General features: G+C 54.3%; 14 protein-coding genes. 3 read left to right on the forward strand and 11 right to left on the reverse strand.

Annotated elements, in window-relative coordinates:
* Positions 1-1044: 1044 nt before the first annotated feature.
* Both XI03_RS11720 and XI03_RS11725 read right to left on the reverse strand, forming a co-directional pair.
* Complete coding sequence (locus XI03_RS11720; RefSeq protein ID WP_271592220.1) at positions 1045-2244, reverse strand: M23 family metallopeptidase; 1200 nt, start codon at positions 2242-2244, stop codon at positions 1045-1047.
* Positions 2245-2895: 651 nt separating this feature from the next.
* Complete coding sequence (locus XI03_RS11725) at positions 2896-3858, reverse strand: hypothetical protein (RefSeq protein WP_271592221.1); 963 nt, start codon at positions 3856-3858, stop codon at positions 2896-2898.
* Between the two features lie 110 nt (positions 3859-3968).
* Between XI03_RS11725 and XI03_RS11730 the strand changes: the two genes are divergently transcribed.
* Complete coding sequence (locus tag XI03_RS11730) at positions 3969-4589, forward strand: hypothetical protein (RefSeq protein WP_271592222.1); 621 nt, start codon at positions 3969-3971, stop codon at positions 4587-4589.
* Here the strand turns inward: XI03_RS11730 and XI03_RS11735 are convergent.
* The 7 genes from XI03_RS11735 to XI03_RS11765 form a co-directional block, all read right to left on the reverse strand.
* On the reverse strand, positions 4578-7079 hold the full coding sequence (locus tag XI03_RS11735) for a peptidoglycan DD-metalloendopeptidase family protein (RefSeq protein ID WP_271592223.1): 2502 nt from the start codon (positions 7077-7079) through the stop codon (positions 4578-4580). The two genes, XI03_RS11730 and XI03_RS11735, sit on opposite strands and share 12 nt — an antisense overlap.
* Positions 7080-8337: 1258 nt before the next feature.
* A complete protein-coding gene (locus XI03_RS11740) occupies positions 8338-8655 on the reverse strand; it encodes a PilZ domain-containing protein (RefSeq protein WP_271592224.1) in 318 nt (105 codons plus the stop codon).
* The gene (locus tag XI03_RS11745) at positions 8615-8995 is read right to left on the reverse strand and encodes a hypothetical protein (RefSeq protein WP_271592248.1); all 381 of its coding nucleotides are present in this window, start codon (positions 8993-8995) and stop codon (positions 8615-8617) included. Before XI03_RS11745 ends, XI03_RS11740 begins: the two co-directional genes overlap by 41 nt.
* Before the next feature lie 401 nt (positions 8996-9396).
* Complete coding sequence (locus XI03_RS11750) at positions 9397-9591, reverse strand: hypothetical protein (RefSeq protein WP_271592225.1); 195 nt, start codon at positions 9589-9591, stop codon at positions 9397-9399.
* Positions 9592-9911: 320 nt separating this feature from the next.
* Positions 9912-10247, reverse strand: a complete 336-nt coding sequence (locus tag XI03_RS11755) for a hypothetical protein (RefSeq protein WP_271592226.1) — start codon at positions 10245-10247, stop codon at positions 9912-9914.
* A 188-nt stretch (positions 10248-10435) separates the two neighbouring features.
* Positions 10436-10792 carry a helix-turn-helix transcriptional regulator gene (locus XI03_RS11760; protein WP_271592227.1) on the reverse strand — a complete coding sequence of 119 codons (357 nt, stop codon included), beginning with the start codon at positions 10790-10792 and terminating at the stop codon, positions 10436-10438.
* A 271-nt stretch (positions 10793-11063) separates the two neighbouring features.
* Complete coding sequence (locus tag XI03_RS11765; protein ID WP_271592228.1) at positions 11064-12431, reverse strand: hypothetical protein; 1368 nt, start codon at positions 12429-12431, stop codon at positions 11064-11066.
* A gap of 108 nt (positions 12432-12539) precedes the next feature.
* Here XI03_RS11765 and XI03_RS11770 point away from each other — a divergent pair, with 108 nt between their 5' ends.
* Positions 12540-12782 carry a hypothetical protein gene (locus tag XI03_RS11770; RefSeq protein ID WP_271592229.1) on the forward strand — a complete coding sequence of 81 codons (243 nt, stop codon included), beginning with the start codon at positions 12540-12542 and terminating at the stop codon, positions 12780-12782.
* A 204-nt stretch (positions 12783-12986) separates the two neighbouring features.
* On the opposite strand, the gene XI03_RS11775 is transcribed toward XI03_RS11770, so the two are convergent.
* Both XI03_RS11775 and XI03_RS11780 read right to left on the reverse strand, forming a co-directional pair.
* A complete protein-coding gene (locus tag XI03_RS11775; RefSeq protein WP_271592230.1) occupies positions 12987-13745 on the reverse strand; it encodes a Crp/Fnr family transcriptional regulator in 759 nt (252 codons plus the stop codon).
* Between the two features lie 421 nt (positions 13746-14166).
* Positions 14167-15942, reverse strand: coding sequence for a recombinase family protein (locus XI03_RS11780; RefSeq protein WP_271592231.1), 1776 nt, complete (start codon positions 15940-15942; stop codon positions 14167-14169).
* A gap of 457 nt (positions 15943-16399) precedes the next feature.
* Here XI03_RS11780 and XI03_RS11785 point away from each other — a divergent pair, with 457 nt between their 5' ends.
* Complete coding sequence (locus XI03_RS11785; RefSeq protein WP_271592232.1) at positions 16400-16768, forward strand: very short patch repair endonuclease; 369 nt, start codon at positions 16400-16402, stop codon at positions 16766-16768.
* Positions 16769-16816 lie beyond the last annotated feature (48 nt).

The raw sequence follows: 16816 nt of genomic DNA on the forward strand, positions 1-16816 counted from the left end.
GATGCTGTAGATTGGCCCAGCCGTCCTCCCGGTCAAGTCTTCGGTACAGCAAATGGAGTGCTGCTAACAAACGGCGACCAATCGAAGCTATTTGTAATGCAGCCTTCATACTTTGCTCGCACTTCGAAACGGTAAGATGCGTCCGTTGGCAATGCGATAGGATACGTGGTCGAAGTGCTAGGTACCAACGCCTGCTCCCATGGCGTTGGGTCGGCAACTTTGTACACGATTACCGCAAACTCTTGCACATCGCTCCGTCCGTGCCAATTCAGAGTGACCCTGCGCCAAGTTGGTGCATTAGGGTCCTTTGGAGTGGGAGCTTCCTCACTCGGATCCGATGGATCCACAAACCCACCAACAGTGGAGGTGAGGTTATCAGGACGGGCTAGTGCTGGCTTAATTGTAATTGATTGGACCTGCGAAGGTGCAATCAACGGCCGTTCGTCAGAACCGAGTTGAACGGAGGCCATTCCAATACAAGTCGCCTTCAGTTTGACCTCGTCTCTCGCGGTTGAGCGAACCGGTTGTAGGCATCCCGGTTGGGCGCCCCCTATCTTCGCGATTACGTCGAAGCGATCACGGCGAGGCTTCGGCGTTAGTTCATACGGAACAGCAAGAGCATCATCTACGCGGACGCAGGATGCACTGCCAGACGCTTTGATACTGGCCCTACTGCCGACAAAGAAATCAAACGAGCCGCTCTTGCTATCGTTTTTCAAAAAAGGCGCAGAATCGAAACTTACGAGATAACTGGCAACGACCTTTCCTCGTCGTGCGAGTTCAGTTCCTGGGAGTTCAACGCTAGATGTTTGAGCGCCGTCAAAGCTCGTCCTCACGATCGAGGCTGCATGCGACCTGCCATTGATGACGTAGCGCACTCTGGCGGAAACCCTGTCCGCTTGACCGTCGAACTTTAGCTGGACGTGCTTTCGATACCCTTCGGCCGTGTCGATGACTGCCTGCTCCGTAACGTCAATGCAGTTCGTGAGCAGACTACAGGCCCCTAAAGCTGAGAGAACATAGATCCACTTCTGCATGGGCACCTCACGGACAGGGATCGGCAGAGTTTGCATCCGAGCGTTGACCCGGATCGCCGTTGGGTGGATTGTGAAGTGCGAAATGGAGGTGAGGTTGTGGATATGCGGCAGTAACTCCTAGCTGCTGACCAGCCGTTACGGCAGCACCAACGACCATGCCTGCTCCGGGAACGACGTGCCAATACGTTCTAGTTTGATTGCCGGTGCGCACAACAACGCCAGTTTCCCCGCCGGGAGAATGCCCGTTCGCTAGGACGACGGTGCCAGCAACTGTGTTGAAGACCGGGGTGCCTACAGGGACAGCAATGTCAATGCCGCCGTGAAAGTCGGGCTGACCATTGATCGTGCGCCAACCCCAATCAGAGGTCTGCGTTGCATTCATGCCCGCCGCCAAGACGGGACAACGGTTCTGCCAAGGAGATGGAGTGAAGGGCGGCGGATTTGAGGGCGGAGGCTGGTTTGTATTTCCGTCTTCCCAAACGAGACGCCAAGTCCAAGGACCATATTTGGTGTACGCTTGGTTGGTGCAGCAGGCGTCGTCGGCCAAGCAACTGTACACTTCTCGATGCTGTTGTTCTAATCTTCTTCCATTATTCAGCCATCGCGTCGCGCCTGCTTCGACCCTCACCAAATCGCACTTTTCGGTCAGCAGCACAGAGAGCTTCGGGAGTTTCTCCAACTTCTCGCGCGCAACAGTCCCCTGTTCCAACGAGTAAGCGAGGCAGCGTAGCATTGAGATCGCTTCTTCGCGATCTTTTGTTGCCACCGACAGCACACTGACGATGCCATGATTATCGCGGATATATTGAACAGCCTTAGAATGACTTCTTTGCTCGATCTCCCCGAGAAATCCTCTAGGTGTGCGTACCTCTAAGACATCGAGACGTCCCAAGTAGAAGTCTGCAAGCTTACTAGCCAAGGCCTCCTCGGGATCGAGGAGTATCGAAGCCCGTCGGTCTTCCTGCTGCTGCTCAAAGTATGCTCTGTCAAAGCCAAAGGAGGTGTGAGGCTCTCCTCGACCTCCCCGGGGATGATCGTGCGGCCAATCTGGATGGCAGCGATCCAAAATGCGGGCGCCGCCTTGCTCCTCCAACTCTCGAGACACTACTGCGGCGGCGCGACGAAGGGCCGGAGTAGCACCGAGTCGCGAAAGGTGAAGGATTTCATCATAAACACGCTCAAGAGCTTCAATTGTCTCAGCCTTCATGTGCGCCCTCCTGGAAGTTTAGAATAATGAGCGAAAAATTTGACCCGCTGCAGCAGGCGGTAGCAATGGCGTCTCGCTTTTGCTGCTGTCCAGCGAATGAGGTCTCCTCGGTAGCCGAGCCAATCGCGACGAAAATAGTCGAGAACGTACTGCGCTACGCTAGCGCTTGGCGTTGCCATGGAATATGCCCCCTGCCACTTCGGTCCAGCACCGGGGTGTGCGCTGATACAAGCCGCTTTCCCAACAAATCTCGCTTGGGGCTGGGCGTCTGAAGATGCATTAGTCAAAACCAGACGCGGCAAAAGAAGTCTTGCAATATACTGACGTCAGCCTCTACCTCCGCTGGAGAGATTGACACAAACTGAAAGCAACGACAAGTTGTTCAAGATTGGATTTGTTGGGCGCAACTGCGGTCGCTAGGCGAACCGGAGAGGGCGGTCGCTTTCCGAATCATCCGACCGCGGTCCCGGCGCAGTAGCGACACCGCCCCTCATGGCCGATGTAAAATCTGGTCGGTTGACGCTGCCAGGAGCGTGTAGCTCCGACCAAGTGTTGCATCGTCAGTGTACTCGGCTCTCTGTTTGTCGTCTCCGAGGCCTTCACACCTAGCGTCAAAGCGCCCGTTCAAGCCCATAGTCACGATCTCAATTGCTACAAAGTACGTCGCGTCGCGCCTTCGAACGCGTCTTGCGGCACCATTTTCGGCCTCTTGTCGTCTATCCAAACGAATACCTTCCCATCTCCCCGACATCTGCAAAAGACAAATTCTGACGGACTTATCTGAACTCGGTGAAGCGCCGACACCGTTAGAAGTCGAGAATTCCACTCGACGAATCGTTTCAGCGCCGATAGCTCGTCAAACGGCGGTCGGTAGGGACCGTTTTCGTGCACGATCGTACTTGAGTAATCGTATGCTTCCATAAGCTCATCGAACTCGAACCCTTTCCGCTTCTGCGGATCAATCGGCTCGAAGCTGTTTGCAAAGATTGGGACCATGAAAGTTTGCTCGTGAGGAAAGTTCGCCCGCAAGCTACGGTAGATGGCTTTCGCCTGGTTTGTTTCGTATGAGATGCTCATTCGAGGTTCGAACGCAGTCCAACACGCATAAATCATCAGTTCAAAGATTTTCCTGTAATGGACAGCCATCGACTCAACGACTTGGCGTCCCGATAACTGGAACAACGAGACGTACATCTCCGGATTGGCAATCCTATTGGCCTCCTCACTATCCAAGAGCGAGAATAGCCGGTGCAAAAAAGTGCGACGCGAGGCAATTGCTTCCATACACTGCTGATAGGCGATCAGATCCGCGAGCGGCTCTCTCGTGTAGGGTTTCTCGAAGGTAATCGTTCCTCCTGGAAGGGAAATTTTCGTGCCGGGATAGTTGACGTCCTCAGGCTCGAAGGTGAGGCTCCTTAGGTCCCCATCAGCATCAATCTCGGCTGACAAATCACGCAATGACCTCGCTCCAGCAAGACCGATCAGCTTGTCAATTTCGAGCCATTTTTGAACCGTTAAGCGGTATCGCTCTGTTGTAATATTGATCCGTTTCTTCGTGTCGCCTCGCCGGAACACGATAAATCCATCGTGCGCAGGAGATACTTCCATGCTCACCGAGTGAACTTGGCGGATGATGTCGCCCCGAACTGTTATCATAAGCATACAGCTCCGCTATCCCCACATGAGTGTCAACCCCAACGGCATGTGGTGCTAGGATTGCAACGATGAGACCGTTTACCGTGTTGATTGCCGTAGTCCTGATGGGCATCGTTTTGATAATTTGCGGGGTCGCCGTGAGCCCTGGTGTTCTAATACGCGATGCCGATACGTCGGCGCAAAATCGGACTGATGCTTCTACAGAGGTGGTGCCAGCGCGAGCGAACGTGGGAGCGACAACGACGAGAAATGGCTACTCCGCCGCCTCGCCCACTGCAGAGACGTCCAATCGACTACTCGGCACATGGTTGCAGGCTGATAGCCCAAGCAAAACTGAAGTCCATACCCTCGAATTTAGGGACGACGGCACTTTTCGCGAAACTTCAAACGGCCTTACCGATATCTATGATTCGGGTGAGAGTTCAGATTTTGAAGCAACAGGAACGCGTCATTGGGCAGATGATACAACAGGAACATGGACAGTTATTTTAGCTTCATCGCAGGAAATTGAGGGGCGTGCCATCGACAACGAAACTGCGTTCCCCACAAACGGTCTCCTACTGAGAGAAGACGTTGGCATAGGAACTCCTTGGTACTTTTCACTAACGCTTGCTCGTGAGGGCACTGAGCTCGTCCTAAAAAAGGGGCATAGCGTTTGGAGATATGGGAAATATCAATCAGAACAGTAGGTGCCAATCGGCATAGTTAGTGACGTGGTCAAGCAAGATCGTCCCTCCGATACTCAAATCTAATACGGTGCCGGCTGACGTTGTGGCTAGGTCGGCCACTCGAATATTGTCTCGCAGTACGATGTGGTCCTTTCCTGCCTCGAAATTCTCGATCGTGGTGTCGCCCGTTGAATATTTGTTAAATACAAATCTGTCGGCGCCAGCTCCTGCTATTAAGAGATCGTCCCCGCCATATCCATAGATCGTGTCGCCCTTGTTATTTGCCGTAAACACATCTCTGCCAGGCGTGCCTTTATACTCCTTGCTGCCGTCGTTTCCGTTGAAATTGAAGTTGATATCCAATTTCTCAAAGTATGCCGGCCAAATCTGATCATTTAGGCCATCCGCAATGAGGCCTTTTCCGGCAGTTGTATTGTTCAAAGTGCCCGAATAGAGCTCAGTTCCGAACTGAATGTGCAGGTGAGGGTGAAGACCTCCCTTGTATAAGGTTCCGGTGTCGCCCGATTTAGCTATCACTTGACCTTCGGTCACGACGTCTCCTGCGGCGAGGGCGCCAGCTGAACCGGTCGCGAGGTGAGCATACGTAGTGTAGAACATCTGTCCATCGACGTAACTCGCGATCGTGACGATATTCCCGTAACCAGACCAGTATGCTCCCGCAGTTTCGGATAGGTCATCTTGGACGAATACTACGGTGCCATCTGCTACGGCTGACACGTCGGTGTTTTTGGGAGCCAAAAAATCGTAGGCCCAACTCAAGTGCCCCTTGTGAGTTTCGTGCGTAAGATTACCTTGCGAGATTTGGGTCGAATCTATCGGATTGCCAACCAGCACTGGCGTGAATTGCACGGCGGAGGGTGTGACATTTATCCTCAGGCTCGATTGCGTGGTGCTGTATCCGTCCGTGACGGTCCAACTAAAGCTGTCACTCATCTGGGATTGGATCGACGCGTGAGGATCGGTCCAATATGTATAGTGTCCCTCCGAGCTCAGCAGAAATGTTCCATATTTTCCTTGAATCACCAGGGATTCGCCTGGCTCACCAACAACGGTTTGTTTTTCGAAGGATAGCGCTGTGATTTGCAGGATATTGGTGATGTCAGGATCGTAATACGCCCGCCCTTCGATAGCTGAACCAAGCGGCACCGAAGCAAGCGTCGTGAGCGTGACGGGTGCATCGTTCTCGCCGTTGATCGTGATGGTCGCGGTCTGCGGGACCGACCCACTGTTTCCATCGACGATGTTGTAGTTGACATTGATCGTGGCGTGCTCGCCAACCGCGAGTGAATCGTAGGCGTTTGGGTCCACGTGTAGTGTGTCGCCGTCCAGCGTCACGCCCTTCGCGAGACCTGTAACGTTCGCCACATGGAGAACATCGTGGTCAGGATCTGACGCGAATTGCAACAAATCAAGGGTGTACGCAGCGTCGTCCTCTGACTTACTTGATACTATCGGACCTGATACCATGGGTGGCTGGCCGGCCGGTGTATAGGTCACCTGAGCAGAGCCGGACGCATCGGCGGAGACCTGAAACCCGCTGGCGACGTATGAACCAGATAAATGGATTGTGAGAGCGTAGCCTCCGTTGGAAACGGTCAATATGTCTTTCGTCGGATCAAAGGTCAGCGTGCTGCCACTGTATGGCAAACCGGAGAAATCAATCCGATCGCCGGTTGTGAATCCAGACAAAGAGCCCGTAAATGCGGCACCATATGCAAGTTGGAGAGTCCCATTTGCTCCGGGGTCAAAGGTCGTGTTTTCCGCGAACGACGTGCCAATGAAGAGAGTGCCGCCATTTCTGATCTCCGCGGTACCCGAACCGCTGACGGAGTTCGGATTGTTAATTTGAATAGTGCCTCCATCGGCTACGAGATGACCTGAATTTGTGATGGTGCCGCTCGTTGAGAAAAGATCGACGATAGACCCTTGGCCGAGCGCTTCGATTGTCCCTATGTTTGTGAATGACGACGTCGCGCCAAAATTACCGCCAATCGTGATGATGCTTCCGCCATTTGCCTCGATGATCCCATAGTTGGTGAATGACACAGGACCGTTGACAGGGCTGATATTGAAAGAGATCTCGGCATCATTGATTGCCTCAATCGTGCCCGAGTTGGTGCTGGTGCCGGTGGGCTGAAAATAAGCTAGTGGATGCGGGGGAACATTCGGTATTGGGGCCCCAAAACAATGGATGACGCCTGTATTGTCCAAAGCGCCGAAGACTGTCAGATGGGAATATACGTTAATGGTCCCGTTGTTCGTGTCGGCTCCGAAAAAGTCCAAGGTAAAATCACCGATTCCGATTTCCAAGCTGGCTCCGATGGCCATCGTCAAACTGTGCACTGTCCGAGCGGTCAAGCTTTCGACGGTGTATGTTCCACTGGCGTCAATGAGCGCATCATCCAATGAACCCGGCACCGTTGCGGTGCTCCATTTTGATGCGTCGTCGAAATTGCCGCCAATACCAGACTTCCAATGAATTACTGTCATGTGTCACTCCAGCTATTCGGACCGACGGCAGAGATAGCCGAGCATGTTGAAGGGCGAACCGCGCCGTCTGATTGTCTTTTGGCCTGCTCCGATTGTTTCAATTCGTGGGTCGCCGAGACTCTCGCAATGCGATTGCCTCGTTACCGGCAATTACCTTTTCCTGGATTGTTGTGACAATAGAGCGTGTAGCGCGCGTTCACGACACTCGCAGACGCGCAAGCTTTCCCAACGTAGTTAGAGCAAGGGATCTGCGCGAAGCAGCTTGCTGCGCCGGCGCTCCCCCAAATCTTGGTGCAGAGTGCTTTGCAGTTTGCCTCGCACCACGCGCCTTGCTGAGCCCAGGTTGGGCCGACACTCACTCCAGCGATGATGATTGCGAAGACCGCAAGAAATACTTTGCGCATTAGGGGGCCCCTTTTAGAACTTTGCGGTTCGCGCCAACATTGCGAGCGCCGCAACTATGGAAATAACAATCGTAGCTCTAAGCCCACACGTCAGTGGGCGAGCCAATCACACTCAGGAATTTCCGCTCTAGGTGCCTGCCGATGGCATCGAAGCTGCCAGTTGAAAATAACGGCGAACTCGGTACACCGCCGTTTTGTGGGCAGCTGTCGGCCGCTCAATTGCGACCAACTTTAGTTTGATGCGCTTGAATCGAAATGCAACAAATTTTTCGCAGCGGGACGCTTCTTCCATTCCAAGCGTCCGAGCTGGCGGGCTTAGAAGAATACTGACCTACCTACCGAAGCCAGTGTCCGCGCGGTGGCGTTGCAAGCCTGCAGGGACAAATGCGCCCGGCAAGGCGGGCCGCGAAGAGTCTTCGCAGTGCGTCACTTCTTCACCACTATTCCCATTGCTTGTGCCATACGCCTCACCGAGCCGGCGTGGCGGCCTAGTTCGGCGCCGATCTTCGATGCACCAACTCCCCGTCGGGCGAGCCTGACCAATCGTCGAAGCTCCTGCTCGGCCCATTGCTTTGGCTTTGGTGTTTTCATGTTGGACGCAATCTGCACAACTCAGAGAGGGATCGCCAACTACGGTTACTCCGACATAAGAGCTATATAGCTTCGGTCTAAGACAGTCGGTCTGGCAGCATCATCGAACAGCACCGTTATGCCAGCCGTGCGAATACTGATTTCGACGACCCTTCCAGTCTTGTTGGCTAACTCTGGGAACTGAATGACCCCAAGCTCGCTCATCTTGAAGCGGGTGCCGAAAACAAGCTTGTCAGTCGCCTGAGCGATCGTCCGAACCCGCCTCATTGTGAACCGGCGAGACGTTTCTCTGCGTTCGCTTTACCCTTTGTCTTTGCTGCGACGAACTGAACACCGACGTGAGACCCATCCACCCAAATCAGTTCGCAGCGCCGAAATGCCAGACCGGTGGAGGACAGTACCAAGAAGAATTCCTGTGCTTTCAGCGGGTCTGTTGAGCCCTCGACCTCAAGCTTGGCGCCGCTTGCAGAGGCGTCGACAAGAATGCAGCTTCGCCGCCACGTCCCATCGACACCCATGATGCTGACCGTATGCTTATGTTCAAACCGAACACGGTGCGCCTTCCGATTGTTTCCCATCATCTGGAATCACCAATCTCAAATCGGTTCCTCGAAATAAATGCGCCGCCTCACTGCGCGTCTCTGCAATGAGCGAATCGATCCTCGCTGACTGAGCCAGTAAGGTCGTTCTGGTTGTTTCATTCAGTGTTATCTGCCCCACAATCAATCGCATGCAGCCATTCGCGAGCTCAAGAAGGAAGATAGCCTGACGGATGTCATCTGTTGTTTGAATGTCGAGCGCTTGAACTTGCGACAACAGGGCGGCGACGTTCGCCAAAATGTCAGGCAGTTTCTGGCTCGAGGAGCTTCTCTGAGACTTCAGCTTGCGAGGCTGGCGAAATTCTAGCACTGACGACATCATCGCAAATCTCTATGCGGGTCGGCCATTGTGACGTGCTGTGCCGAAAGTAATCGAAGAAAAGAAATGACGAAAATACAGCTATACGCGAGAACATCCGGACAGGCTAAGTCGGCTGGGCCATCGCGACCATGACCACGTCTTCCGTAGAATGTCCTTGTTCAAGACTTTAGGCCAAAGCAATTGACAAACCGTTATGCGTTGCGAGCAGATGGTATTGCCGAATGAGAGTTGCGTCGAGAACGCTATCGAAATTCGGCAAACGTTGGCTCGGGAAATGGCCGGACGCCGGCTGCCGCTTAGGCAAGTAGCGGTCGACACCCGGAAAAGCGAGGGCATACCGGTTGGGTGGTGGTGATGCCGTGAGATTGCAAAAACCACTCCGTCCGTGCGCCCGAACAAAATCACTCCCTTTTCGTGACACGCAAGGTACGGACGTAATATCCTTGCCGTTGGACGGTTGACCTAATCTCTTCGCTTACCTTGAGAATTCGTCTTCTGCTCTTGCGCCACCTATTTGTAGAACAAGCCCCGGGTATCGCGGAGCCTGTGCCCAGAACGAGCAAGTCACGCTTCCCATTGCGATAAACATCAAACATTTTTCGTCCCCGCTGATTTCATCGAAGTAAGCACGAAATATGTTTCAGTCATTCTGAACGACCAGCTTACTACCTCGAACGGCAGTGCGGGTTGCAAATCTGCAACGCTCTGCGACTTCTCCTTTACGTGCCAAGCCAGCGAAGACCCGTCGAACGTCCTACTGATGTCCATTTTCCCCAATCACCTTATGATCGTCTGAGATATTCTTAGATCTGCGGCTGCCTAAAAAGACAAGCTGCTGGCAGGCGCTTCCTTATTCGGAGATGCTGGGCTGGGAAATCTCCCTTCGCACCGTTGCCGCTCGTGCTTGGCCCCGCTTTTACTCTCCGAGTCCGGCGGTACCCTGGCTTACCTGCCGGAAGAATAAGAGCCCCAATCCTGCGGCGTCGAACAGGCCCATCCGGCGATCTTCGCTCATCCAAGGCTTGCGCGGTGGCGGAATGTATTGCTCCAATGCCGGAATCTGCTTCGCGATCACCTCGGCAAGGCTCTGCTTGTTTGCGCAGCCGTAGCTCTCGAATCCGGCTCGGACCTGATCGCGCGAATATGCAAAAACGCGAATGCTACGATCCTTGCCGAGCGCAGAAATGCGAGCATTGAGACGAACAATCCAGCGGGCACGTTCGGTACCCTGCTCGGAGGTGTCCTGGATCACGAGAGCGTCAGGAGCGTATCGGTCGACCAGTTCCGCGATGCGGGACAGGCATATTTCGCATTTGCGGGGTCCGCGGGCCTCGCGTATTCCCCAATCGAAGGGCGATAGATATCCCTCAAATAGAATGAACGCGAAGCCTCGGGTGTTTACGTAAATGGAAAGCACCAGCGTGTATCGGCAACGCTGGTTCATATTTCTGGCGCAACGCGCTTCGTTTCAACTCGCTCCAGCAGTCGTTCGAGGAAATCGAGCTTCAGGCGCGTGGTGTTGGACGGATCACCTTGGAGCTCTTCGTACAGCTCGTTGGCGCGGGCTCGTATGGTCGCGCGTAGTTCCGACATGAGCCCCGGAAATAGCTCCAATGCCGGCATATTGAAGATCAACATGCAAATGAACACCGCATCGAGACTTGGCCTTCGCTTCGATGCCTCGATTCGAGAGACAGCGGTTCGGCTCTTTACGCCAATGAGGAATGCGAGTTCCTGCTGGGTAAGTCCCCAGCGACGACGATGCGGACGAACGTATGATTGGTGTCGGTACTGCATATAGTGCGGCCGGCCAGCAAGATGACAGGCACGCACCAATAATCCCGTTGAAAGCGGTCTCGTTCGAGACACGAAAAAGTGCCGAGTTGGCACCGAAATACAAAACTGCGTCCCCCATTGTATCTATCGTGGCTTCAGAGATGATGCCAAACTGGACATGAAAATGCGGTGGAGATGGGGACTCGGGGACGTGAGAGAGCGGATCAATGAGCTGAATGCCAGCACTTCCCTCGCACATTTTGCGAGACCCGTCAGAGCCTCTCGGGTGCACTTAGGAAGCGCCAGAAGTCCCCACATCCCCATCTCCCTCCTTTGAAGTGGCGTCCATCGTGACGCTCACACCATACCTTTGACACAACATCTCTGCCTTCTCCCGCTCGGCCATAGGCACCACGTACACCCCGTGGGATTTAAAGGTCAGAAGATTGAGCTTCTTACGCAAGATGCTTCCGATCCACCGGTTGGTCAGCGGCCGTTCATACTCGGCACCATAGCGTCGGATCATGCCGGTCGTAACATCGGCCACCGGGACTACGCTTCTACTGGAAGACAACATCTGTTCAATGAGAACCTCTAGCACCTGAGCTTCCATCAGGAGACCGCGCTCGGCAATGATCGCGTCCTGAGCGCGCTTTCCAGCGCTTCGTAACTCGGCCTGGAGGCGGCGATCGTTAACGACGCTGAGGAGCGGCAGCATGATTTGATTGATCCGCGGCTCCAATGTTGCGTCGACGAGAGACGGGTCGAGTGTGACTTCGTGTCGTCGATGAAAACGGTAAAGGAGTAACTTGTTTCGCAGCTCGCGCGCGTCGTGCTTGAAGGCAGGCGGCAGGTTGATCGGAATGTCACTGCGCAGCGGCCGCGCTCCGGTTTCTTCGGTAATGAAGCGGCTCTCCAGCGCCCTATCTTCGTAGCGACCGCGCGTCGCAACGATCTTCGGTCCAAAGACGTGAAATGCCTGCGGGTTGAACTCCCGTTGGCGGTTCATGACGGTGCGCAAAACCGGCATGCCGCGCACATTGCCATTGTTGAGGATCTTGACGATATCGGATCGCTCGTCGCTAAAGCGGAAATCCGCCTCATCGAAGATAAGCGTTCCGCGGAAAGCATCGAGCGTGTGGAAGATTGGCGAGACAGTCGAGGCACCGCTTGCGAAGAATGGCTTATAGCAGAGCGAACCAATCGTGAGGAGCGAACGCGTTTTCCCTGTCCCGAAATCGCCACGAAGTCGAAGGTACGGCAAGTCATTGAAGGCGTCATAGACCCAGCTTAGCAGCACGTAATGACCAGCGACCTGCTCGAACGTCGAGCTGAGATCGGCATAGCGATGAATGAAATCGATGACTTCAGAGACGAGCTCTTGCTCGCCTCCATAGGAGCGTGGCTCCGATGGGAGTAGGACAACTTCGTTCTTGATGAGATTGTTGTCGGGCGAGAACGGAACCAGTCGATGACGGCCTGGCACGTCTACGTGCCGAGCTAACGTCCAGCGTCCCCCTAGCGACGTCGCAAACAACGTAGTGCGATTCTCCGTTCGATATACCAATTCGACGAGGGTGCCATCTTCGAGCACATCGGAGACTGTTGGTCTGACATGTCGGTGCTCGTTCGTCACCGTGCGGATAGCGTCATTGTTCATGCCTCGAATTGTTGTCGCCCTGGTCGAGTTCGACGAGGCTGGACGCTGAATCTGTCAGGCACGTTCACGAGCCTTGGCCAGCACACCTCCCGCATTTAAGGTGTAGGTATGGAAGGCATAATCATTCACATAGGCTGGGAATATTTCATCGGGCTTCTCAGCGCCCTGGTCGCGATGGCTTGGTACTCGAACGGCAGATTTACGGCTCTCGAGACATCGATGGATTGGCTCAAAAAAATGCTGCTTGAGTTGAAGAAGTCGATTGACGAAGTAAACGCCAACACAGACGCAGAGAAACCAAGAGAAGGAAAAGCAGAGCGCCGGCCACTCAAACAACAGACACTCTGGTAACCGGAAGCGGAAAGAGAGCGCGCGGGCGGTGACGCTGCGGCCTACGCCGAACGATTACTCAAAAAGTGCCGCCCGCTATTTTGTATGGAGTGCGTCTTTGTTACGCCGGAAGTTGTTCGGTGCCGCAGATCGAACAAGTCAACCCTTCTGATTGCGATCTAAGATAAGATAAACAGTCTCGCGGAACCTCAGTACTCTCCAAGTTCAATCGCTCACGCCTGCTCCATTCGACGGCACCGCGACGAAAGGACGGGTCGTATTCATCGAGAAGATCTCCTCAACTTCGCGACGCATGGTGCCGTGGCATTCGCACGCCGCTGCCGCGAGCTTTAGTCGGTCGATCTCTATGTGCCCGCGTCGCTCAGATCTAATCGCTCCGGACGCGCGCAGGTTGCGCATCAGTAACGTTACCGTCGTTCGTCGCACACCGAGTATTTGCGACAGCGCCTCCTGGGTGAGCGGGAGGACATTGTCGTCCATGCGGTCGCGAATGTGGAGAAGCCAGCGCGCCATCCGTGCCTGTACCGCATGCCGCGCATTGCAGGCTCCGCCGCGTTGAAGCTGGACCAGCATCGCCCTGAGGTGAACGTGGATAGCGTGCCGGATCGCGGGGCTGCGGCCAAATGCGGCATGAAATCGCAGTGACGGGATCCGCGAGGCGATGCCTTCCGCACGGACGATTGCGGTGAGCGCCGAAGGCGCCGGCCCAAACACGGAAAGAGTGCCTATCGCTCCTTCGCGCCCGACTATTGCGGTAGCAACGGTCTCGCCGTCCGCAAAGTCGACCATCAGCGAGATGGCACCACTATGAGGAAACAAGATATAGTCGACTCGGTCACCCTCTCGCGAGATCACCTCGTCCTGAGCGAGCGCAACCGTCTCCAACGCGGGAGCCAGCAGATCGAAGTCGGCTGGCGGCAGCGCCGCCAAAAGGCAGTTGCCAATTCCGCCGACGCCCGTCACTTCGGGTGCCCCGCCGCGAAGCATCTTCGGGCGGTGCTGAACGGGGGCCTCAGCACGGGAGTAGATCTGACTTCGCGACTCCGACCATGATCCAGTTCGGTGACAAAGCGCTCTCACTCGACAATAAAATCATCTCCTGCAAGGCGGAATTTCGTCCGCGTCCGTCGAGAGTTAGATGCAAGCCCACTGCAGAGTACACAAGTGCAAAATAGGTATGGGTAACACCGTACGCTCCGCCGCGCGCATGAACTTTACATAGCGTTCGTTCCAAACCAATGTGAAAGTCGAAGCGAAAGGATGAGCGCCGTTAGCAGCTCATCCAGCCGATCAGCCGGAAAGGCGCGCGATGCGGGCGGAGCGCCGGCCACTCAAACAACAGACACTCTGGTAACCAGAAGCGGAAAGAGAGCGCGCGGAGAAATCAGGCAGCTTGCCTATGCAAGAACTGGAGACGTCTGATTCGGTCCATGCTCTTTTGTGCCTGAACGTAGACACTCTCGATAGTTCGGAAAAGGGGTGAACCGGGGAGCCCGATAGCCAATTTAGGATGGTTTATCACGCCTTCCAGTGAGGGCAGATCGCCATTGAAAACGGAAACGCGGCTAAGTAGAGCCCCAAAGCCATCCTTCGCTTGATATGCCACAAGCTGACGATCCTTGAATACAAGTTCGGAAAAGATCATTGCCGTGATGTCTCGTTTCTCACTATCGAGCGCGCGGTCAAAGTACAACCCGGCATTCTTGACAGCCTCGGAGAACGTAAGCACGAACTCGAGCATGTCAGAGGCGCTTTCGGCGTAGATTTTGATTTCCTCATTGACCACTGCCAATTTTGCTTCCAATCGGTTCTGTTCAGCGAGGATGGTGTCAGGATTCATTGCGCCCGTGCGGAGAAGAGAGATCTTGTTTTCCGTTATGTAGTCCAGGTCGGCAATAATACAGCGCTGTCTGCCATGCAGGTCGTTCAATGTGCCTTCCCGTCTTCTCGATAGCTCCCCAAGCTCACTTTTGGCTCTGAGCTCAATCTCGGAGAGTTCCTCGTCCGACAGGTATATCTCGTCCATCACTCGCTGGACGGCCGCTGAAATCTCAACTTCCTTCAGGTTTGGAGCTTTGTTTGTGCATCCCGACTTGCATCGACTTCGATAGTAGACGATCCCTTTTTTGACGTATGGGGTGTAGACGCGTCCACATTCGCACCGAACCAGCTCTCGATATGTGTAGGCTAGCTTATCAATGTAATGAACAGATACGTTCCTCTTCTTGAGCAGCTTCTGTACTCGAAAGAAGAGAGCTGTATCGATTAGTGGTTGGTGAGCCGCACTGATTTCGTAATTGTCGCCTATCTTCACTTTGCCGATGTAGAAAGGATTGGCGAGTATGTACTCGATCGACTTGTGGTCTACCGGTCGAGAGATCTTCGGTAGCGACGACACATCAACGTTGTTAGCTATTTCCTGCTTTGTCCGCTTGCGACGGATCGGCTTCTTGGTGAGCCCTTGGGTTTGCGCCCATTTGGCAAGCTGCCGAATGCTCCAATCTCCACCGGCATATAGCTCGAAAATTCGTTTCACTACGGGCGCTCGCTCGGGATCGAGCGGCTTACTATCAGACCCTCTGTCCAAATACCCGACCGGCGCACTATAGATGCAGCGTCGTTCTGCCCGCAGCTTCTTCTGCGCGTTCTTGACCTTCTCGCTTATGCTGCGGGAGTAGTGGGCCGCAAATACTCCGTCGATGTCCCTGTGCAGCTCGCCAGCGCTTGTGCTGTCATAACTTGCTTCCGCAAAGCGGATATCACAACCAGCGCGCGTTAACTTCTTGATTATAAGATCGTCATGTGGATTGCGACTTGCTCGATCCCAACAAAGGAAAATGGCACCCCTAATGGTTCCATTTTTTAGAAGCTCTGCCAGCTTCAAAAACTTTGGCCGAAGCACACGATATTGGACGCGGCCGTCGGATCTAATCTCGAACTCGTCCTCCTCCTTAAAGCCAGAGTGGCTCTCATCGATGATCCCATTAGTGCAAAATCCTTGGATAGTCAGTGCAGTCGCGAGAGGTAGGTTTTGCCTGGTCGCGAATTCAATATTGCGCTGTCGCTGATAGGTCAGCGAGTTTCGTTGATTCTCTGCATCATCTGTGCTCTTGCGGTTGTAAATGACATAGCGTTGTTTGTATGCGTCGCTGATATCCATAGTCAGTTGCGTCTATTGTAACACTCTGCATCAGAGTTTTCGTCGGGGCCGATCAGGCGACCATCGCGGATCACGTAACCTTCAGCTAAGAGGCGCGCATGCACTCGTCGTAGTCCGTCCAAAAACTCGAGGACATTTCGAACTCCTTCTTCTGAAAACTGCTCTTCATTTGAAGTAGTCATCGCTCTAATCTAACCCCAAGTATGACGGGTGGTAGACGGGAGAACGTGCCGGATTGACAGTCTTCGGAGACCATTTCCAAATGCGCGGCGTCGCTTGCAACTCTATCATTGACATTGTGTTTGACGAGGCCGGCATGTGTATCCCCGCCGGATGGGCAGCGAGGCGCTGCCGTGTGACACTGAAAGACGTCGAGCAACAACTTTGACGAAGATTGCGAACGAACCTCCGACCGAACAGGAAACACGGGCGCCAGACGCTCAGCCTCTCGGAGCGCATGGCGCGAATTAGGAAAGTGGACACGAAGCCGGAACTCGTGGTCCGCAAACTTCTGCATGCCAAGGGGTTTCGCTATCGGCTTCATCGGCGCGACTTGCCAGGGTGCCCTGACATAGTCTTCCCAGGCAGAAAGAAAGTGATCCTGGTTCACGGCTGCTTTTGGCACCGCCATGAATGTCCGGCAGGCAGGAAGGTGCCGAGGTCGAAACCCGAATACTGGGGCCCCAAGTTCGATCGAAACAGGGCGCGCGACGCCCGCAACGCCCAGGAACTCGCTGCAATTGGATGGCGCCTCCTGACCGTCTGGGAATGCGAACTTTCCAATCTAGAAACCGTCACAAGGCGGCTCGTTCGCTTTCTGAGATGAACCGGAGTCGTCTTACCGAAAAACTGCCAGTAACTAATCGCGGGCGGC

This window comes from Bradyrhizobium sp. CCBAU 65884, from assembly GCF_028128835.1.
Lineage (GTDB): Bacteria > Pseudomonadota > Alphaproteobacteria > Rhizobiales > Xanthobacteraceae > Bradyrhizobium > Bradyrhizobium ottawaense.